This is a genomic window from Agrobacterium sp. (genome assembly GCF_059499945.1).
This window is the reverse complement of sequence record NZ_JCABZP010000015.1, coordinates 61387-80682: the sequence shown is the minus strand read 5'-3', so window position 1 is coordinate 80682 and position 19296 is coordinate 61387. Positions and strand designations below refer to the sequence as shown.

The window sequence follows — 19296 nt, the reverse complement described above, 5'->3', positions numbered from 1 at the left end:
GTCATAGAAATTTAAAAAGGGCGGCCGTCGGGCCGCCTTTTTTGTTGACCAGACTTACCCGATGGTCTTTCCGCTTCCACTTCCGTCATCCCGGCCTTGAGCCGGGATCCAGCCAGCCCAAGGACTTGGGCTGAAAAGAGTCGTCTCGCCGCGCAGACGCGCGTCTGCTGGATGCCGGATCAAGTCCGGCATGACCGAGAAACTTTACCCTTTAAAACTGGCTGTACTGGAGCGCACGGAGTAAACCGGGCATGCGCCTCACTTGATATCCAGCAACCGCTCCAGATAACGCCGCTCGATTTCCCCCGGCGGGTTGTTGCCGAGCTTTTCACGGATAGCCTCGAGAATTTCGCGGGCACGCTGCACGTCGATCTCGTCAGGCACCTTCACCTGATCGCCGAAATCCGGGCCGGTGGTGCTGCGCGGACGGCCGAGCGGGTCGCGACCGTTCTGGCCACCCTGTCCGGCCATGCCTTCCTGACCTTGCCCGGGCTGCTGACCCTGCTGGCGCATGGCCTGCATGATCTGGCCCATCATGTCCTGCGCGCCCTGTCGCAGAGCGTTCAGCGCATTGCCCTGGCCTTCGACGGCCTGTTCGCCCTGGCCCTTGCCCAGCGCTTCACCGGCGCCCTGCATTTCCTGCTGCGCCTTGCCGAAGTTTTCGCCCGGTTCCATGCCGAGATCACGAAGACCCTGCTGCAATTCTCCGAGCTGCTTTCCGAGTGCATCCTGCTGCGCCCGCAGGTTTTTCAGTGCTTCGCGCAATTGCTCCGCAGTCATCTGGTCAGACTGTTGCTGCCCACCCTGCTGGCCATTTTCGCCCTGTTGGCCCTGCTGTCCCTGTTGCGGCGGCTGGCCGTTTTCGCCCATCTGCTGCTCGTCTTCGCTTTCGCCGCCCTGCTGCGGGTCGCCGCGCTGCATGCGGTCGCGCAGCGCCTGATCGAGCTTGAAGGTCTCGTCCATCAGCTTCTGCTGCTGCTGCAGGATTTCGCCCAGCTTGTCGATCTGCTGGCGCATCTTGCTGCTCTGCTGCTGCCCCTGCTGGCCCTGACGCTGCGGCCTGCCTGCCTGCAGATTGTTCATCATGCGCTGCAGCTGCGAAAGCATTTCCTGCGCCGCGTCGCGGTTGCCGGAGCGGGCGAGGTTCTCGATCTGGTTCATCATGTTTTCCAGATCGCGCTGGCGCAGCACGTTCTGCGCCTGCTGGTTCATGTTGGCTTGCGGCGCGTTCTGCATGCGCTGCGCAAGCTCGTTCATGAATTGTTGCATCGCTTCCCGCAGTTCCTGCATCAGCTTGGCGACCTCCTCGTCGGAGGCATTGCGCTGCAACGCTTCCGAAAGCGCGGTCTGCGCATCGCGCAGGCGTTTTTCTGCCTGCGAAAGGTCGCCATCCTCGATGCCGAGCGCAATTTCCCAGAGGTAATCCGCTGTATCCTTCAGCATCTCCTCATTATAGGCGAGCCGCATGCGGGTCTGCGCCGATTGCAGCAGGAGATAATGCGTGGTGTTGGGAATGGTCTCTTCCGGGCGCAGGCCCACCGCCTCGTTATAGGCGATGGCCTTCGGCATCTGGCGCGTGTCCAGTGAGAAAATCTGCCGCTGTTCGGCGATGGAGGCCGCCAGCGGTTCGGAGAAGTTACGGCCCGGCAGCACCATTTCATGCGCGGGGCTGCGGCCGGTCTGGCCGGCGCCGTCGGTCGCCACCAGCGTGATGCGCACGCGCTTGCCCGCCATCGGATGTTCGGTCAGGTTGCGGCTGGTCAGGCCCTTGATTTCGCGATTGTTCTGCCGCGGCAGATCGAGCTTGAATTCCGGCGCCGGGTAAAGTGCGGTTGCGCCTTCCGCTACGCCAAGCGGCTCGATGATCGCATGGGCTTCCTTCAGGCCGTAATCGTCTTTGGCCGTGAAGCCCACTTCCAGCGCGCCGTTGACGGCCCGGCGCGGCATGTTGTCGAAGGCGATGCTGGGCGGCTGGTCGGGAATGACGTTGAAGACCCATTGCTCGCCATTGGCGGTAATCATGCCGCTTTCGGTGACATCCATAGCGAAGGTGCGCGGCGCGACGGGCTGATCCGCCGAACGCACCGGCGCCTGAACGGCGACCTCGCCGCTTGCACTGTCGGCGCGCGCCGCTTCCGGTGCAAGCTTCTGCAATGCGCCTGCCATTTCCGGTTCGAAGGTCACCTCCTCGCCGCCATCGCCGCCGGTCATGCGGATCGTCAGCTTGGAGGATTGCGGCACGGAAACCGCGTCGCGGTTGGTTGCGTCACGCCCGGTCAGGAAAATCGGTGCGCGGCCGGTATAAGCGGGCGGCGTGACCCAGGCATCGAGACGAATATCCGGATTGAGCGGACCGACGACCGGCCGGCTGCGGAAAGCATCGGCAACGGTGCCCGCGCCGTTGGAATAGGAAAAACCGAAAGCAGTGACCAGAAGCAGTGCCGGAATGGCGCGCAGCGCCAGTCGGTCATAACGGGCGATATCGGGTTTCGGCAGGCCGGCATTGAGCGCGGCGATGCGCTCCGCCATGCGAATCTGGTGTTCTTTCCAGAGTGTGCGGGAAAATGGTGTGTCAAAGGCAGGTTCGTCTTCCTGCACGCCGACTGGCTGGTGCGCGAGACCGTTCCGATCCTCGAGGAGGCGCGACGCATCATTATCCGTCGGCCATTTCAGCCTGAGGATCGGCAGAAGCGTGGCGATAAAACTGAAAACCAGCACAAAAACGATGCCAAGCCGTAGGAAATCCGGCATGTGCCGGTAAAGGCCGAACCAGGCGAGCGCCAGAAACACGGCGGCGATGGAGAGCGGCCACAGGGTTTTCGGTGCGATTTTCTCGCAGAGCAGCACGATTTTCGCGAAGAAGCGCTTGGCGGCAACCAGACGGGCAAGGTCCGGCCGCTGTGCGAATGCGCCGGTCGGGCGCTTTCTGCCTGTCCTGTCCTCTCCGGTTGTGGTCATCAATCCGTTCTCCCGGTTCTGGCCACGTCAAACGCCATTCCCGGAACGGCGAGCTGCTTGTATCCTGAGGCGCAAGGATAACATTCTTTGTGGCGAAGACGAGGGCAAGCGGATGCTCACCCCCATTTTTTAGGCAACTTCGCTTGATTGTGATCGGTCACGCGGTGCGACAGGCGAAATCAATCGAGCCAGACGGGTACGGAATCGAGAGCGATCAGCTCTTCATAGGTGCCGCGCGGGCGGATGACGTGGAACTTGTCACCCTTCACCAGCACTTCCGGCACCAGCAGGCGCGAATTATACGTGCCGGCCTGCACCGCGCCATAGGCGCCGGCGGAGCTGACGGCGATGAGATCGCCCGGCTGCGGTGCGGCCATCTCGCGGTCCAGCGCCAGGTAGTCACCCGTCTCGCAGACGGGACCGACGATATCGGCCTTGATGCGAGGGGCATCCAGCGCAGGCTGCACCACCGGGCGAATGCCGTGATAGGCTTCGTAAAGCGTGGGGCGGATGAGATCGTTCATCGCGCCGTCGACGATCACGAAGGTCTTTTCGCCGCCATCCTTCACATAGATCACTTCCGTCACCAGAATGCCGGCATTGCCGACAATCAGGCGTCCAGGTTCGGTGATGATCTTGCAGTTGAGGCTCTTCAGTTCATTCTTGACGATATGTGCATAGGCATCCGGCAGCGGCGGCGGGTTGTTGTCGTCGCGGTAGGGAATGCCGAGACCGCCGCCGATGTCGACATGACTGATCGTGTGTCCGTCGGTGCGCAGCGCCTCGACCAGTTCGCGCAGCAGCCGGAAGGCATCCTCGAAAGGCTGCAATTCGGTGATCTGGCTGCCGATATGCATGTCGATGCCGGTGACTTCGATGCCGGGCAGGGTGGCGGCATGGGCATAGACCGCGCGGGCGCGTTCATAGGAGATGCCGAACTTGTTTTCTTTCTTGCCGGTGGAAATCTTGGCGTGGGTGCGCGCATCCACGTCAGGATTGATGCGGAAGGAGACATGCGCCCTTTTGCCGGCCTTGACGGCGCGCAGGTTGAGGACTTCCAGCTCCGGCTCGGATTCGATGTTGAAGCAGTAGATGCCGGCATCCAGCGCGTAATCCATTTCCGCCACGGTCTTGCCGACGCCGGAAAACATGATGCGGCTTGCCGGCACGCCGGCTGCAAGCGCGCGGCGCAATTCGCCACCGGAGACGACGTCGATGCCCGCGCCGAGCTTCGCCAGCGTCTTCAGCACCGCCTGATTGGAATTGGCCTTCATGGCGTAACAGACCATGGCGTCCACATCGGCAAAAGCGCCTGAGAACACCTTGTAGTGGCGCTCCAGCGTCGCGGTCGAATAGACGTAGAAGGGCGTGCCCACCGCCTTGGCGATCTCAGGCACGGGCACGTTTTCGGCGTGCAACACGCCGTCGATATAGCCAAAATGGTTCACGGCTTTTTACCCGTCAGAGGAGCTTGTCGAGAATGAACGGACGCTCAGCCGTTGCCGGCTTCGGCTCGCTTCCATCGGCGGCGCGTTTGTTGCGCATTTCGACCGGCGTGCTCGGTGGATCGATATCGCCCTTACGCCCGCAGGCGCTGAGAGCAAGGCTGACGGCGAGCGTCATGCCGATGGGAACGATGATTTTGCGCGCGGTTTTTGAAAGCATGAGCCTGTCCAAAGGAAATATGTGCCTCTCTGATAACGAAAAACAGGGCGCTTGTGCACCCTGTTTCTTGTGATCGCAGCGTAACGCAGATTTATCAGTTGCGTCCACGCCACCAGGCGATCTGCTTTCGCACTTCCGAAGGGGCCGTGCCGCCGAAACTGGTGCGGCTGGCGACCGATGCCTCGACCGAAAGAACGTCGAAAACGCCGCTGGTAATGGCCGGATGGATCGCCTGCAGGTCTTCCAGCGAAAGATCGGCCAGATCGCAGCCCTTCTTTTCGGCCAGAGCCACGGCATTGCCGGTCACATGGTGGGCATCGCGGAAGGGCAGGCCCGCCTCGCGCACCAGCCAGTCGGCGAGATCGGTGGCGGTGGAATATCCCGAACCGGCGGCCGCGCGCATGCGGTCCTTGCGCACTTCGAGATCGCGGATCATGCCGGTCATGGCGGCAATCGCCAGTTCCAGGCTTTCGGCAGCATCGAAAACCTGTTCCTTGTCTTCCTGCATGTCCTTGGAATAGGCGAGCGGCAGGCCCTTCATGACCGTCAGAAGCGCCACCAGCGAGCCGTTAATGCGGCCGGTCTTGGCGCGCACCAGTTCGGCTGCGTCAGGGTTCTTCTTCTGCGGCATGATCGACGAGCCGGTGGAAAAAGCGTCCGACAGGCGGATGAAGCCGAATTGCGGCGTCGACCAGATAACGATTTCTTCGGCGAGACGCGACAGATGCGTGGCGCAGATCGAGGCGATCGACAGGAATTCCAGCGCGAAATCGCGGTCGGAGACGGTGTCGATGGAGTTGCGGGTCGGCTCGCGGAAGCCGAGCGCCTTCGCCGTCATGTGGCGGTCAATGGGGTAGCCGGTGCCGGCAAGAGCGGCAGCACCGATCGGGCTTTCATCCAGATGCTCGATGGCGTGGCGCACGCGGGCGCGGTCACGGCCGAACATTTCCACATAGGCCATGCAATGATGGCCGAAGGTGACGGGCTGGGCTGTCTGCAGATGGGTGAAGCCGGGCATGACCGTATCGGCATTTTCTTCGGCGCGATCGAGGAAGGCGGCGATGAGCGCGGTCAGCATGCCCTCGGTCTTCTGCAATTCTTCCTTCACCCACAGGCGGAAATCGAGCGCCACCTGGTCGTTGCGCGAGCGGGCGGTGTGCAGGCGGCCGGCTGCCGTGCCGATGAGCGTTGCGAGCCGCGCTTCGATGTTCATATGAATATCTTCGAGCTTGCGCGAAAACTCGAAGCTGCCGGTTTCGATCTCTGACAGGATCGTGTTCAGGCCATCGGTGATCTTGTCTTTATCTTCCGGCGAAATAATGCCTTTAGATGCCAGCATGGCGGCATGCGCCATAGAGCCGCGGATATCCTGGGCGTAAAGCTTCTTGTCGAAGCCGATGGAGGCATTTATCTCTTCCATGATGGCAGATGGCCCGGAAGCGAAACGTCCGCCCCACATCTGGTTGGAGGATTTCTGATCTGTGCCGTCAGCCATGTTAAGTGCCCTGGAGTATTCGATGACAGAAAAAAGGCCGTTCAGGCTTCCTTCCGCCAAATTGGTTGCAATTGCTGCCGTGGCCGGTGTGCTCGCCGGTGCTGGCGCGGTCTGGTTCAGGCATATTGGGTCTGAGAGCCCGGTTCAAGGGGCAGCGGTGGCCGAGGGCGGTTTATGTGAAGGTGCGGCAAACCGCATCGCTTCGCTGAAGCCGTTTCTGAAAGGGCAGGTGGCGGCCATGTCGGCGGCGGACAAGCCGCGCGTCATCCCGCTGTCCTTCAAGGGACCGGAGGCTAAGGACATGACGCTTGCCGACCTCAAGGGCAAGGCGGTCCTTCTCAACCTCTGGGCCACATGGTGCGTGCCCTGCCGGGAAGAGATGCCGGCTCTGAACGCGCTGGAGAAGGAAAAGGGCGGCGAGAATTTTGAGGTCGTTGCCGTCAATATCGATGTCGGCGCGGATGAAAAACCGAAAGCCTTCATGGATGAATACAAGATCGACGCCCTGAAACACTACCGCGACAGTTCCATGGACGTCTTCAACGTTTTGAAAAAGGAAGGCCTCGCTTTTGGCCTGCCGGCCACCCTGCTGCTGGATGAAAATGGCTGCCTGCTCGCGGCCATGAACGGCCCGGCGGCGTGGGACAGCGAGGATGCCAAGGCGCTGGTGACCGCCGCGACGGGAAAATGATGCCGGTGGCTGGATCCATGAGTTGAGAGCCGCAACCGCCCTCAAGACAGGCCTGTCCAGGATGGGCCGGTGCAGACAAGCCAGCGTCCGCCCCGTATAATGATCCTGCTTCCGCCATGGAATAGGTGCCGACATGGAGTTGCTTATCCCCCGGCTTGGTCTTGCCCTTGCCATCGGCCTGCTCGTCGGCCTTGAGCGCGGCTGGCGGGAGCGTGATGCGCCGTCGGGCAGCCGTACCGCCGGGATCAGGACCTATGGCATTGCCGGCTTGCTCGGTGGCATCTTCGGCATCTTGGCCGATGAGCAGGGCAATGCCTTCGCCTTTGCGGCGGGTTTTTTGGGTTTCGCATTCAGTTTTTCGTGGTTCAAGCTGCGTGAGGCGCGCCATGACAATGATTTCAGTGTCACCGGCGTGGTTGCGGCGCTCTGCGTCTTTGCCCTCGGCGGGCTTGCGGTAACGGAGCAATATCAGGCGGCGGCTGCTGGTGGCGCGGCCCTTGCGGCATTGCTTGCGGGCAGGGAAGTTCTCCACCGTCTGCTGAAACGGCTGACATGGATCGAGCTGCGCTCCGCACTGGTGCTTGCAGTGATGACCGCCGTCGGCCTGTCGATCCTTCCAAACCGGACAATCGATCCGTGGGGCGGTTTCAACCCCTGGGAAATATGGCTGTTCACCGTGCTCAGCGCCACGATTTCCTATTGCGGCTATATTGCCGTGCGGTTGCTCGGCTCAACCCGCGGCCTGCTGGTGACCGGGCTGGCGGGTGCTCTGGTTTCATCGACCGCCGTAACCGCCAGCTTCGGGCAGAAGGCGAAAAGCGGCGAAAACGTCTGGCCTCTTGCCGGTGTGGCGGCGCTGGCCGCGGCTGTATCGCTGCTTCGGGTTCTCGCTATCGTCCTCGCCCTCTCGCTGACGACGTTTTCCCTCATCGCACCGGCAACGCTGACCGCTGCACTGGTTCTCGGATTGAGCGGCGCCGGCCTGATAAGACTGCAGGACACGCAGCCCGGACAGGAAATCGACGCAAAAAATCCGTTCGACTTGGTGCCCCTTGCCATCTTCGCCGCGCTCTTTGCTGCAACGCGAACGCTGAATGCCGTTCTTCTCGTCTGGATCGGCACGGGTGGTTTCATCGCCCTCACGGCTTTGTCGGCCATATTCGATGCCGATGTCGCCGTTCTCAGTGCGTTGCGAGCCAACGCGCAGAATCTTTCGCCTGATATCGTGGCGAGCGCAATTCTCGCCGCTCTCGCCGCAAACGCGGTAGGCCGCGTATTCGTCGCGGCCGTTTCCGGAACGCTCGTTTATTGCGGGTTGCTCACGGCCGCATCCGTCCTCGCCGCCGGCGCCGGAGCGGTCACTTATCTGCTGATTGCCTGAGAGTTCAGCCGAAGGCAGAGACGATATTGGTCCGGGCTCAGCGCGTGGGGACCGGCGTCTCGCCGCGATAGTCGTAGAATCCGCGGCCTGATTTGCGGCCGAGCCAGCCGGCCTCGACATATTTGACCAGCAGTGGGCAGGGACGGTATTTGCTGTCGGAGAGACCGTCATGCAGTACCTGCATGATCGACAAACAGGTGTCGAGACCGATGAAATCGGCAAGCTGCAGCGGTCCCATCGGGTGGTTGGCACCGAGGCGCATGGCGGTGTCGATGGCTTCCACCGAGCCGACGCCTTCATAGAGCGTGTAGATCGCCTCGTTGATCATCGGCAGCAGGATGCGGTTGACGATGAAGGCCGGGAAATCCTCGGCGACGGTGATCGCCTTTTCCAGCGTCCGCACATAATCCTTTGCCGCGTCGAAAGTCTTTTCATTGGTGGCGATGCCGCGCACCAGTTCCACCAGCTTCATGACCGGCACCGGGTTCATGAAGTGGATGCCCATGAACTGCTCGGGACGATCGGTGGCGGATGCAAGGCGAGTGATGGAGAGCGAAGACGTATTGGTGGCGAGCAGCGCTTCGGGCTTCAGGACCGGGCAGACCTGCGCATAAATCTTGCGCTTGATCTCTTCATTTTCCGTCGCGGCCTCAATGACGAGATCCATGGCTGCCAGATCATTGATATCAGTCGATCCGCTGATCAGCGCCAGCGCCTGCTTGCGGGCGTCGTCCGAAAGCTTGCCGTTGGTGACCTGGCGGGCGAGATTGCCGTTGATCGTGGCGAGACCGGCCTCGATGCCTTCCTTGGAAAGATCGTAGATATGGACCCTGTAACCGGCGATGGCGGAGACATGTGCAATGCCGCATCCCATCTGACCGGCTCCGATGACACCGATGTTTTTAAAGGGGGCGGTCATAGGTTGGTCTCCTCTCAGGGATTTTGTCTGCGTTATTGCCGGCGATGTTACGCATATCGCCGAAAAAGAGAAGGCGGCGCGTTTAAAAAACGCGCCGCCTCCAATTTATGCTTAAATTACAGCGATTTTTCGAGTTCCGGCAAGGCTTCGAACAGATCGGCGACGAGGCCGTAATCCGCAACCTGGAAGATCGGCGCTTCTTCATCCTTGTTGATGGCGACGATAACCTTCGAGTCCTTCATGCCGGCCAGATGCTGGATGGCGCCCGAAATGCCTGCGGCGATGTAAAGCTGCGGGGCAACCACCTTGCCGGTCTGGCCCACCTGCCAGTCGTTCGGCGCATAACCGGCATCGACGGCTGCGCGCGATGCGCCAACGGCTGCACCGAGCTTGTCGGCGACTGGAAGGATGACTTCCCTGAACTTCTCGGAAGAACCAAGCGCGCGGCCGCCCGAGATGATGATCTTCGCAGAGGTCAGTTCCGGACGGTCGGACGACGCCAGGGCATCGGAAACGAAGCTGGAAAGGCCGGGGTTTGCGGCCGCGCCGATGGTTTCGACCGCTGCCGAACCGCCTTCTGCCGCTGCCGCAAAGGCGGTCGGACGCACGGTGATGACCTTCTTGGCGTCGGTTGCCTGCACCGTCTGGATGGCGTTGCCGGCATAGATCGGGCGCTTGAAGGTATCAGGGCTGACGACCTCGATGATTTCCGAGACCTGGGCCACGTCGAGAAGGGCCGCAACGCGCGGCGTCACGTTCTTGGCGGATGCCGTCGCCGGGGCGATGATGACGTCATAGGAGGGGCTGAGCGAAACAACCAGCGCCGCCAGCGGCTCGGCGAGCGCGTTGGCATAGGATGCGTCTTCGGCAAGCAGCACCTTGGACACACCGGAGAGTTTCGCGGCAGCGTCGGCAGCGCCCTTGGCATTGGCGCCGGCAACCAGCACATGGACGTCGCCGCCAATCTGCGCTGCCGCCGTCAGCGTCTTCGCCGTCAGGTCGGAAAGGGTTGCGTTGTCGTGTTCTGCCAGAAGAAGAATGGCCATAAGAATATCTCCCTTTTCCGAAACCTTAGAGGACGCCGTCGGCTTTAAGCTTTTCGACCAGCTCGGCAACCGAGCCAACCTTGATGCCGGCCTTGCGGCCCGCAGGTTCTTCGGTCTTCAGCACCTTCAGGCGCGGCGAAACATCGACGCCGAAATCGGCCGGAGCCTTCTTGTCGAGCGGCTTCTTTTTCGCCTTCATGATGTTCGGCAGCGAGGCGTAACGCGGCTCGTTCAGGCGCAGGTCGGTGGTGACGACGGCGGGAAGTTTCAGCTCGATCGTCTGCAAACCGCCATCGACTTCGCGGGTGACCGCGACCTTGCCATCTGATGGTACGACCTTGGAGGCAAACGTGCCCTGGCCCCAGCCGAGAAGGGCGGCCAGCATCTGGCCGGTCTGGTTGCTGTCGTCGTCGATCGCCTGCTTGCCGACGATGACGAGACCGGGCTGTTCAGCCTCAGCGACACCCTTCAGCAGCTTGGCGACGGCGAGCGGCTCAACCGTTTCGTCGGTCTCGATGAGGATGGCGCGGTCGGCACCCATGGCGAGCGCGGTGCGCAGCGTTTCTTCCGCCTTGGCCGGGCCGATGGAGACGACCACGACTTCTTCGGCCTTGCCGGCTTCCTTCAAGCGAAGGGCCTCTTCCACCGAGATTTCGTCGAACGGGTTCATCGACATCTTCACATTGGCAAGCTCAACGCCAGAACCATCCGCTTTCACGCGGATTTTCACGTTGTAATCGACGACTCGTTTAACGGGGACAAGGATTTTCATCGGCGGCTTTCCTCAAACTCCTGTCCGCTTTGGCCAGTTGACCGCGCGGACCTCCAAAAACAGGTTGGCGACATGGATAAGCATTTTTCCCGCAAATACAACGGAGCAATCTTCATTATCACATGCACGTAAGGCATATCTTACGTTGACGTTAACGTAAATACTCTATCTCTGACGCAGGGTCTCATCTACCCCCGTCATAGCCCCGTTCGATTTGCGACAACCCTGTTGTTTGCGACGTATTCTTGAACTGCGCCGCCCTCGGCGCAACAATGGTTCGGTCAAACAGGGGCACGCCTCGCCTGCGCATGAAAACCACCAGGATCGCACCTGCAATTATGCCGCCGACATGGGCGCCCCAGGAGACGTTTTCTTCAAGCCCCAGCGCCAGCATCAGGAACTGCTGGCCAATCCACAGCGCCAGCGGAATGAAGGCGGGCAAAGGAAGCGGAATACGCATGAGAACCAGCACCCAGACACGCACCCTGGGATGCAGCAGGAAATAGGCCGCGACGACACCGGAAACCGCACCCGAAGCGCCGATCAGCGGCCCTTCCGATGTGGGTGAGACGACGCCGTGAAACAGCGCGCCGACAATGGCGCAGGCAAGATAGAAGATCAGGAAACGGAAATGGCCAAGCGCGTCCTCGACATTGTCGCCGAAGACCCAGAGAAACAGCATGTTGCCGGCCAGATGCCAGAAATCGAGATGCAGGAATGCGTAAGTGACAACGGTCAGATCGTCGGGCACCACCTGCAGGGCCGGTTCCAGATAGGCGTAGTCGAACACCACGGCCGGAATGAAACCAAGGCCGAGCGCTGCGGCATTGGCCTCGGTATCGCTGGCAAGCACGCCGGTAAACAGCCAGACCAGCACATTGACCACAATCAGGCCGATGGTGACATATTGCAGCCGGATATGTTTGAGGGAGTTCGCATCGTGCAGCGGTATGAACATGGAACGTCCTTCATTTGCGCAAGTGATGCGATCTAGCGGTTCTTGCCCGGAACCCACAATATGTCGGCCTTGCCGGCATCATTGGCGAAACGGGCCGCGACGAACAGGAAATCGGACAGGCGATTGGCATATTTCAGCGCCGCCGGGCTGACGATCTCATTCTCGGAAACGGAAAGCTCTACCATCAGCCTCTCCGCCCGGCGGCAGACGGTGCGCGCCAAGTGCAGATTGGCCGCTGCCGCGCTGCCGCCCGGCAGCACGAAAGAGGTCAGCGGTTCGAGGGCGGCATTGAGTTCGTCGATTTCATTTTCCAGCCGGGTGACCTGGCTTTCGACGATGCGCAGCGGCTCATAAGAAAGCGGCTCTCCACTATCAGGCGTGGCGAGATCGGCGCCGAGATCGAACAGATCGTTCTGGATGCGGAAGAGCATGGCATCCAGCCGTTCCAGCCCGCCCGTATGCAGTCGCGCGACGCCGATGGCCGAATTGGTCTCGTCCACCGTGCCGTAGGCCTCGACGCGAAGATCGTGCTTCAGCCGGCGCGGGCCGGAAACCAGCGCGGTCGTCCCTTTGTCGCCGGTGCGGGTGTAGATCTTATTCAGTTTCACCATGTCAACGGCCACCGCCGGTGAGCCAGAGGGTGAGCATGATCAGCACGATGGCGACGGCCTGCAGGAGAAGGCGAAGCTGCATCAGCTTGTTGGACCGGTTGGCATCCTGCCCCTTCAGCATGTTGAAGAGGCCGCGTATCAGCACGATGACGACGAGGCCCATGACGATAAGGGCCAGAACGGTGGTGAAGCCGGACATGCGGTATTACTCCTCCTCAATCGAATCTGCGCAGCAGACGATAGAAAAGTCCGGCAGGCAAGAGCCGTTTCAGGATAAGCCCCTGTTTGGCTGGCACCGTGACGGGATAATGCGGCTTCGGTTTTGCCGCCGTCAGGGCGTGTTTCAGCACGGCATAAACCGCATCGGGACCAAGCTTGTGACGGTTGACGGGACCGGAGCCATCCATGCGCGCCAGCTGGCGTTTATATTCCGCCGCATGGGCCGAATTTTCGAGATCGATATGCTCGTTGATATGGGCAAGCGCCGTCGTGGTGAATTTCGAGGTGATGGGACCGGGTTCGATCAGGCTCACATGGATGCCGCTGCCCTGAAGCTCCATGCGCAAGGTGACGCCCAGCCCCTCAAGCGCGAATTTCGAAGCGGTGTAAGCGCCGCGATAACGATAGGGCACGAGGCCGAGAATGGAGGAGCAATGCACGATGCGGCCGACGCCGCGGGCGCGCATGAAGGGAATGACCCGCCGTGTCAGATCGTGCCAGCCGAAGACATTGGTTTCGAACTGGGCTCTCAGCGCTTCGACAGGCAGGTCCTCCACCGCGCCCGGCTGGCCATAGGCGCCGTTGTTGAAAAGCGCATCGATGCGGCCGCCGGTTCGGGCGGCGACGGTATCCACCAGCGCGGCGATGGTTTCGGGCTTGGTGTAATCCATGATCAGGGTTTCGATGCCCTGATTTTCAAGCGCGGCCATGTCGGCGATACGGCGCACGGTGGCGAAAACCCGCCAGCCGTCCCGGTGGAGCGCGCCGGCGCAATAAGCGCCGATGCCCGAGGAACATCCGGTGATGATGATGACGGGCTTTTCAGACATCTGCCGCTCCGGGAAACCGACTATCGCTCTGGCCCGTTTGACCGGCCCATGGAAAACGCATTGCGCAAAATCCTTCTCAGTGACGGAACCGAAAGCCGGGCTTGCGCGCTGTACAAAGCGAAGCTGATTTCCCATATTCGGGACGAAGTTACAAATGAAATGCCGATGAATGGAGGTGACATGGTTGCCGCAGTGCGCCTGGCAGGCAAGGTTGCCTTCGATGCCTATTCCCATTTCGCCGAGGATGACGGCTGGGCGATGGCGAGCCATATGGCGCTTTCCATCCTGCTGGCGCTGTTCCCCTTTCTGATCTTCGGTACGGCGCTTGCCGGTTTTCTCGGCGCTGACCAGTTTTCCGAAACGGCGGTGCATCTGATTTTCGACACCTGGCCTGAGGCGATTGCCGGGCCGCTGGCGGCGCAGGTGCAGCAGGTGCTGACCATTCCGCGCGGCGGGCTGCTGACGATTTCGGTGCTGGCCGCCGCCTATTTTGCTTCCAATGGCGTCGAGGCGCTCCGAATTTCGCTCAACCGCGCCTATCGTGTCACCGAAACGCGATGGTGGTATATCACCCGCCTGCTCAGCCTGCTTTATGTGCTGATCGCCGTGGTCGTCTTTGCCGGCATCAGCATCGTGCTTGTTGCCGTGCCGGTTGCCACCTCTTTTGCCGAGCAGCGGTTCCCGTGGCTGACGGATGTGCTGAACACCATCTCCAGCCTTGGTCTTTACGGCACCATCGTGGTTCTGACGGCGGGGCTGGTGGCCGCGCATCTTTGGCTGCCCGCCGGCAAACGCCGTATCTGGGATGTCTGGCCGGGCATTCTCTTGACGATGATCTTCTGGGTCATCGGCGCGGCGATCTTCGCCTATTATCTCTCCACCTTCGCCAATTATGCCGCCACCTATGCCGGTCTTGCCTCCGTCATGGTGGTTCTGGTGTTTCTTTATATGGTCGGCGTCATCTTCATGCTCGGTGCGGAGGTCAATGCCGCGCTGATGAAATACAAGGTGCGGCAGATCATCCGCCGCAATATCGGCGGCAGCGGCGCGCGCCGGGAGCGGGCGCTAGAAGAGACCGACAAGCCGGCGGATATCTGAGGACGTCGCCCCTTCCGCCCGCAGGGCGGAAAGGCCGGTGCTGCCTTCGCTTTTCGAAAGCTTGCGGCCGTCTGCGCCCAAAATAAGCCGGTGATGGTGATAGGCGGGCTGCGGCAGGTCCAGCAGGTGTTGCAGCAGCCGGTGGATGGCGGTTGCGTGGAAGAGATCCATGCCGCGCACCACATGGGTGATGCCCTGCAGCGCATCGTCAACCACAACGGAGAGATGATAGCTCGAAGGCGCGTCGGAACGCGACAGCACCACATCGCCCCAGAGCGCGGGAAGGGCCTCGATCTGCCCGGTCCCGCCGTCGCCGCTCTCCTGCCAGAACAGAGGGATGCCGGCGGCGTGCATCGCCTTTTCCATGTCGAGCCGCCAGGCGTGCGGTCGGCCGGAGGCGAGCAGCGCATCCCGCTCCGCCTTTGGCCTCTCCCGGTCTATGGCCGGGTAAAGCGGCGCGTCATCAGGATCGCGTGGCCAGAGCCCTCCCTCCGCCTCAAAAATACGAACGATGGCCTTGGTTTCCCCACGGCTGAGAAAAGCCGGATAGGCGAGGCCCGCGTCGATCAACATGTCCAGCGCCGCGCGATACTCATCGAAATGTTCCGATTGCCGCCGCACCGGCTCTTCCCAGGAAAGTCCCAGCCAGCCGAGATCATCATGGATCGCCTGTTCCAGCTCCGGCGTGCAGCGCGTCTGGTCGATATCCTCGATGCGCAGCAGAAAGCGGCCGCCATTGTCCTGCGCCATGTCATGGTTCAGGAAGGCGGAAAGCGCGTGGCCGAGATGCAGCAGGCCGTTGGGGCTTGGCGCAAAACGGTAAACCGGTTTTTGACGGAAAGGCGAAGGCATGGTTTCTTCTGCCATGTTTTAAAGCGCCCCACCAGCCGGCTGGCGGCATATGGAATGACGGATATGAAAATCATTACCGGGATGGATGACATCAGCGAAGGGCTGGAGCATCTCGCCCACCTCGATCCGGCTCTCAGCCTCATTATCGAAAAAGCCGGTCCGCTGGAGCTGCGCATTCACGAGCCCGGCTTTGCCGGCCTTGCCCATATCGTCGTGTCGCAGATGGTGTCGCGCGCCAGCGCCAACGCCATATGGGCGCGTATCCTTACCGGCACCGGCGGCGTGGTCACGGCGGAAAATTATCTCGGCGCACCCGAGGAATTGCGCGCTGGCTTCGGCCTTTCCCGGGCCAAGGCGACGACGCTGGAAGGGCTGGCGCGCGCCGTTACGGAAAGGCAGATCGACCTTGACGGCGTGGTGCGCCAGGAGGCGGGTGCGGCGTTCTCCGAGCTGGTAGCGCTTCGTGGCATCGGCCCGTGGACGGCGGAAGTCTACCTGATGTTTTGCGGCGGGCATCCGGATATTTTCCCGGTCGGCGATGTGGCGCTGAGATCGGCGGTGGCCCACGCGCTTGATCTGGAGGTGAGGCCGGAAGCGAAATGGCTGGCGGAGCGTGCGGCACTCTGGTCGCCTTGGCGCTCCGTCGCCGCCCGGCTTTTCTGGGGCTATTATGCCAACATTATGCGGCGCGCCATGGTGCCTTTGCCGTGATGTTCCCGCGGCGCTAGAAGTCGGCGATCCGGTAGGGCAGCGCGCCACGCGACAGATGATCGAAATGCAGCTTGCGTTTCAACGGCGGTACGGCGCGTTGCACGCAATCCACCCTTTCGCAGACCCGACAGGAAATGCCGATCGGTTTGAAGGATGCCGCATTGCCGAGATCGAGCGTATCGGCATAAACGAAATTCTGCGCATGGGAAATTTCGCAGCCAAGCGCGATGGCGTAACGTGGTCTTTCCGTATCGAAACCCGCGCCAGCTTTCTCGATTTGCGTGGCGATGGAAAGATAGCGCACGCCGTCAGGCGTTTCCGCCAGTTGCCGCACGATCCTGTCGGAGCTTTCGAAAGCCTGATGGATATTCCAAAGCGGACAGGCCGCCCCGAAACGGGCAAATTGCAGCCGCGTGGCGCTGTGGCGTTTGGTAATGTTGCCGGCGCGGTCGATCTTGGCGAAAAAGATCGGCACGCCTTTCATGCCCGGGCGCTGCAAGGTGCTCAGCCGGTGGGCCACCTGCTCAAGGCTCGCGCCGAAGCGCACGGCGAGAAGCTCCAGATCGTGACGCAGTTCCTGAGCCGCCCGATGAAATTGCCCATAGGGCAGGATGAGGGCTGCGGCGAAATAATTGTGCAGTCCGATACGACAGATTTCCGCCGCTTCCACATTGCGGAATCCGGCACCGGCCAGCACCCTGTCCACCGTCGCGCCGGCGTGAAGCTGGGCGATCTGCAATGCAAGCTGAAAACAGCGGGTCGGCGCGGCCATGTAGGAGCTGAGAGCGAGCGTTTTGCCGGCGGGGTCGAAATGCCGGATCAACCCGCCTGCCGCCTCCGTTCTTGTGATATGGATGCCGTAACGGTTGCGCAGATGCGCGGCCAGAATGCCGTAGGTCTCGCCGCCTTCTATCTCCAGTTCTTCCGCCAGCTCTTCGGCCAGAAGGTCGATCTCGGCGACGTAATTGTCGACGAAGTGGAAGAAATCGCGCACCTCCTCATAGGGGGTTCTTTCCACCTGCGCGGTTCCGCGGCCCAGCCGGTCATCCAGCTGCACCAGCTGCTCGCTGTTCTGGCGATAGGCCTGATGGGCGCGCAGCAGCGCATGGGCAAAACCCGGCGCGTTCTGGGCGATCAGTTTCAGTTCCTGAAGGCCCGGTTCGTAGTTCATGAAGAGCGGATCTTTCAGCGCCTCACGCACGGCGGAAACCAGCCGGTCGCTTTCGCCCGTCGCCAGTTCCGCCATATCAAGCTGGAATTTTTCCACGAGCGTCACCAGAACGCTGGCCGAAACCGGGCGTTGATTGTTTTCGATCTGGTTCAGGTAGCTCGCGGAGATGCCCAGCCGCTCGGCAAATTGCGCCTGCGTGGCGCGGGCGTTTTCGCGAAGGCCGCGCACCTTGCGGCCGATGAAGAGTTTTTCCGTCGCCATATTGCAACTTTGCAAAATTAAATATTGCAAATATTTATGGCACGCATACGCGCACGATCAAGGCTTCTGGCAGACTATTTTCTGGGCTATGGATCGTAATGACAACGCATGGAGGAAACATGCCCGGCATTCTGGAGCAGTTGGAAACGCGGCGGGAAGAGGCGCGGCTCGGCGGCGGCGTCAAGCGCATTGAGGCGCAACACGCCAAGGGCAAGCTGACGGCGCGCGAGCGTATCGACGTGCTCTTGGATGAAGGTTCCTTCGAAGAATACGACATGTACGTCACCCACCGGGCGGTGGATTTCGGCATGGCGGGCCAGAAGATTGCAGGTGACGGCGTCGTCACCGGCTGGGGCACCATCAATGGCCGGCAGGTCTATGTTTTCTCGCAGGATTTCACCGTGCTCGGCGGTTCGCTGTCGGAAACCCATGCGCAGAAGATCTGCAAGATCATGGATATGGCGGTGCGCAATGGTGCGCCGGTGATCGGGCTGAACGATTCCGGCGGTGCGCGTATCCAGGAGGGTGTGGCCTCGCTCGGCGGTTATGCCGATGTGTTCAAGCGCAATGTCGTCGCCTCCGGCGTCGTGCCGCAGATATCAGTTATCATGGGGCCTTGTGCGGGTGGTGCTGTCTATTCGCCTGCCATGACCGATTTCATCTTCATGGTGCGCGATACCTCCTACATGTTCGTGACCGGGCCGGATGTGGTGAAGACCGTGACGAACGAGATCGTCACAGCGGAAGAGCTTGGCGGTGCCTCCACCCATACGAGAAAATCCTCCGTCGCTGACGGCGCTTATGAAAACGACATCGAGACGCTGGAACATGTGCGGCTGCTGTTCGATTTTCTGCCGCTCAACAATCGCGAAAAACCACCTGTCCGGCCGTTTCATGACGATCCGGCGCGGCTGGAGGCACGTCTCGATACGCTGATCCCTGACAGTTCCAACAAACCCTACGACATGAAGGAACTGATCCACGCGCTGGCCGATGAGGGAGACTTCTTCGAGCTGCAGGAAGCCTTTGCCCGCAACATTATCACCGGCTTCATTCGCCTCGAAGGCCAGACGGTGGGGGTTGTCGCCAACCAGCCGATGGTGCTGGCCGGCTGCCTCGATATCGACGCCTCGCGCAAGGCCGCCCGTTTCGTGCGCTTCTGCGATGCCTTCAACATTCCGCTGCTGACGCTGGTGGATGTGCCGGGTTTCCTGCCGGGAACGGCGCAGGAATATGGCGGCGTCATCAAGCACGGGGCTAAACTTCTCTTCGCCTATTCGGAGGCGACGGTGCCGATGGTGACGCTGATCACCCGCAAGGCCTATGGCGGCGCCTATGACGTGATGGCGTCCAAACATATCGGTGCGGATGTGAACTACGCCTGGCCGACGGCGGAAATCGCCGTGATGGGAGCAAAAGGAGCGGCCGAAATCCTCTATCGTTCCGAGCTTGCCGATCCCGAGAAGATTGCCGCGCGCACGAAAGAATATGAGGAGCGTTTCGCCAATCCCTTCGTGGCGGCGGAACGCGGTTTCATCGATGAGGTCATCATGCCGCATTCCTCACGCCGCCGCATCGCCCGCGCCTTCGCGTCGCTGCGCAACAAGAGCGTCGAAACCCGCTGGAAGAAACACGACACCATTCCGCTCTGATTTGCT

At 61.2% G+C, this 19296-nt stretch carries 18 protein-coding genes; 5 read left to right on the top strand and 13 right to left on the bottom strand.

Going from position 1 to position 19296, the window contains the following annotated elements:
* Positions 1 to 258 precede the first annotated feature (258 nt).
* The 4 genes from AC5I5B_RS17905 to argH form a co-directional block, all read right to left on the bottom strand.
* Positions 259 to 2958, bottom strand: coding sequence for a TIGR02302 family protein (locus tag AC5I5B_RS17905; protein ID WP_111833917.1), 2700 nt, complete (start codon positions 2956 to 2958; stop codon positions 259 to 261).
* A 179-nt stretch (positions 2959 to 3137) separates the two neighbouring features.
* Positions 3138 to 4406 carry a diaminopimelate decarboxylase gene (lysA, locus tag AC5I5B_RS17900; protein ID WP_111833916.1) on the bottom strand — a complete coding sequence of 423 codons (1269 nt, stop codon included), beginning with the start codon at positions 4404 to 4406 and terminating at the stop codon, positions 3138 to 3140.
* Between the two features lie 13 nt (positions 4407 to 4419).
* On the bottom strand, positions 4420 to 4623 hold the full coding sequence (lptM, locus tag AC5I5B_RS17895) for an LPS translocon maturation chaperone LptM (RefSeq protein WP_020012158.1): 204 nt from the start codon (positions 4621 to 4623) through the stop codon (positions 4420 to 4422).
* A 94-nt stretch (positions 4624 to 4717) separates the two neighbouring features.
* The gene (gene argH, locus AC5I5B_RS17890; RefSeq protein WP_087745924.1) at positions 4718 to 6118 is read right to left on the bottom strand and encodes an argininosuccinate lyase; all 1401 of its coding nucleotides are present in this window, start codon (positions 6116 to 6118) and stop codon (positions 4718 to 4720) included.
* A gap of 22 nt (positions 6119 to 6140) precedes the next feature.
* On the opposite strand from argH, the gene tlpA reads away from it, so the two are divergent.
* A complete protein-coding gene (tlpA, locus tag AC5I5B_RS17885; protein WP_087745921.1) occupies positions 6141 to 6809 on the top strand; it encodes a thiol:disulfide interchange protein TlpA in 669 nt (222 codons plus the stop codon).
* A gap of 133 nt (positions 6810 to 6942) precedes the next feature.
* Positions 6943 to 8190 carry an MgtC/SapB family protein gene (locus AC5I5B_RS17880; protein WP_087745919.1) on the top strand — a complete coding sequence of 416 codons (1248 nt, stop codon included), beginning with the start codon at positions 6943 to 6945 and terminating at the stop codon, positions 8188 to 8190.
* Between the two features lie 37 nt (positions 8191 to 8227).
* Here the strand turns inward: AC5I5B_RS17880 and AC5I5B_RS17875 are convergent, their stop codons facing one another.
* The 7 genes from AC5I5B_RS17875 to AC5I5B_RS17845 all read right to left on the bottom strand — a co-directional run bounded on the left by AC5I5B_RS17875 (position 8228) and on the right by AC5I5B_RS17845 (position 13545).
* The gene (locus tag AC5I5B_RS17875; protein ID WP_003509938.1) at positions 8228 to 9109 is read right to left on the bottom strand and encodes a 3-hydroxybutyryl-CoA dehydrogenase; all 882 of its coding nucleotides are present in this window, start codon (positions 9107 to 9109) and stop codon (positions 8228 to 8230) included.
* Positions 9110 to 9225: 116 nt separating this feature from the next.
* Positions 9226 to 10155, bottom strand: coding sequence for an electron transfer flavoprotein subunit alpha/FixB family protein (locus AC5I5B_RS17870; RefSeq protein WP_495752776.1), 930 nt, complete (start codon positions 10153 to 10155; stop codon positions 9226 to 9228).
* Positions 10156 to 10180: 25 nt separating this feature from the next.
* Positions 10181 to 10927 (bottom strand): electron transfer flavoprotein subunit beta/FixA family protein, encoded by a 747-nt coding sequence (locus tag AC5I5B_RS17865; RefSeq protein ID WP_020812916.1) that lies wholly within the window; start codon positions 10925 to 10927, stop codon positions 10181 to 10183.
* A gap of 184 nt (positions 10928 to 11111) precedes the next feature.
* Complete coding sequence (locus tag AC5I5B_RS17860; RefSeq protein ID WP_020012151.1) at positions 11112 to 11885, bottom strand: rhomboid family intramembrane serine protease; 774 nt, start codon at positions 11883 to 11885, stop codon at positions 11112 to 11114.
* A gap of 32 nt (positions 11886 to 11917) precedes the next feature.
* The gene (locus tag AC5I5B_RS17855) at positions 11918 to 12496 is read right to left on the bottom strand and encodes a cob(I)yrinic acid a,c-diamide adenosyltransferase (protein ID WP_020812917.1); all 579 of its coding nucleotides are present in this window, start codon (positions 12494 to 12496) and stop codon (positions 11918 to 11920) included.
* A gap of 1 nt (position 12497) precedes the next feature.
* A complete protein-coding gene (locus AC5I5B_RS17850; protein ID WP_020812918.1) occupies positions 12498 to 12695 on the bottom strand; it encodes a twin transmembrane helix small protein in 198 nt (65 codons plus the stop codon).
* A 16-nt stretch (positions 12696 to 12711) separates the two neighbouring features.
* Positions 12712 to 13545 carry an SDR family oxidoreductase gene (locus tag AC5I5B_RS17845; protein ID WP_111780484.1) on the bottom strand — a complete coding sequence of 278 codons (834 nt, stop codon included), beginning with the start codon at positions 13543 to 13545 and terminating at the stop codon, positions 12712 to 12714.
* 180 nt (positions 13546 to 13725) lie between these two features.
* On the opposite strand from AC5I5B_RS17845, the gene AC5I5B_RS17840 reads away from it, so the two are divergent.
* The gene (locus tag AC5I5B_RS17840) at positions 13726 to 14643 is read left to right on the top strand and encodes a YihY/virulence factor BrkB family protein (RefSeq protein WP_003509587.1); all 918 of its coding nucleotides are present in this window, start codon (positions 13726 to 13728) and stop codon (positions 14641 to 14643) included.
* Here AC5I5B_RS17840 and gluQRS read toward each other — a convergent pair.
* Positions 14611 to 15510 carry a tRNA glutamyl-Q(34) synthetase GluQRS gene (gene gluQRS, locus AC5I5B_RS17835; RefSeq protein WP_111833914.1) on the bottom strand — a complete coding sequence of 300 codons (900 nt, stop codon included), beginning with the start codon at positions 15508 to 15510 and terminating at the stop codon, positions 14611 to 14613. The genes AC5I5B_RS17840 and gluQRS overlap by 33 nt on opposite strands.
* Before the next feature lie 39 nt (positions 15511 to 15549).
* Between gluQRS and AC5I5B_RS17830 the strand changes: the two genes are divergently transcribed.
* Positions 15550 to 16206: a DNA-3-methyladenine glycosylase family protein gene (locus tag AC5I5B_RS17830; protein ID WP_162695481.1), complete on the top strand. Its 657-nt coding sequence runs from the start codon at positions 15550 to 15552 to the stop codon at positions 16204 to 16206.
* A 13-nt stretch (positions 16207 to 16219) separates the two neighbouring features.
* On the opposite strand, the gene AC5I5B_RS17825 is transcribed toward AC5I5B_RS17830, so the two are convergent.
* Complete coding sequence (locus AC5I5B_RS17825; protein ID WP_003509584.1) at positions 16220 to 17638, bottom strand: helix-turn-helix domain-containing protein; 1419 nt, start codon at positions 17636 to 17638, stop codon at positions 16220 to 16222.
* A gap of 119 nt (positions 17639 to 17757) precedes the next feature.
* Here AC5I5B_RS17825 and AC5I5B_RS17820 point away from each other — a divergent pair, with 119 nt between their 5' ends.
* Positions 17758 to 19290 (top strand): acyl-CoA carboxylase subunit beta, encoded by a 1533-nt coding sequence (locus tag AC5I5B_RS17820; protein ID WP_080864779.1) that lies wholly within the window; start codon positions 17758 to 17760, stop codon positions 19288 to 19290.
* The last annotated feature ends 6 nt before the right edge of the window (positions 19291 to 19296 follow it).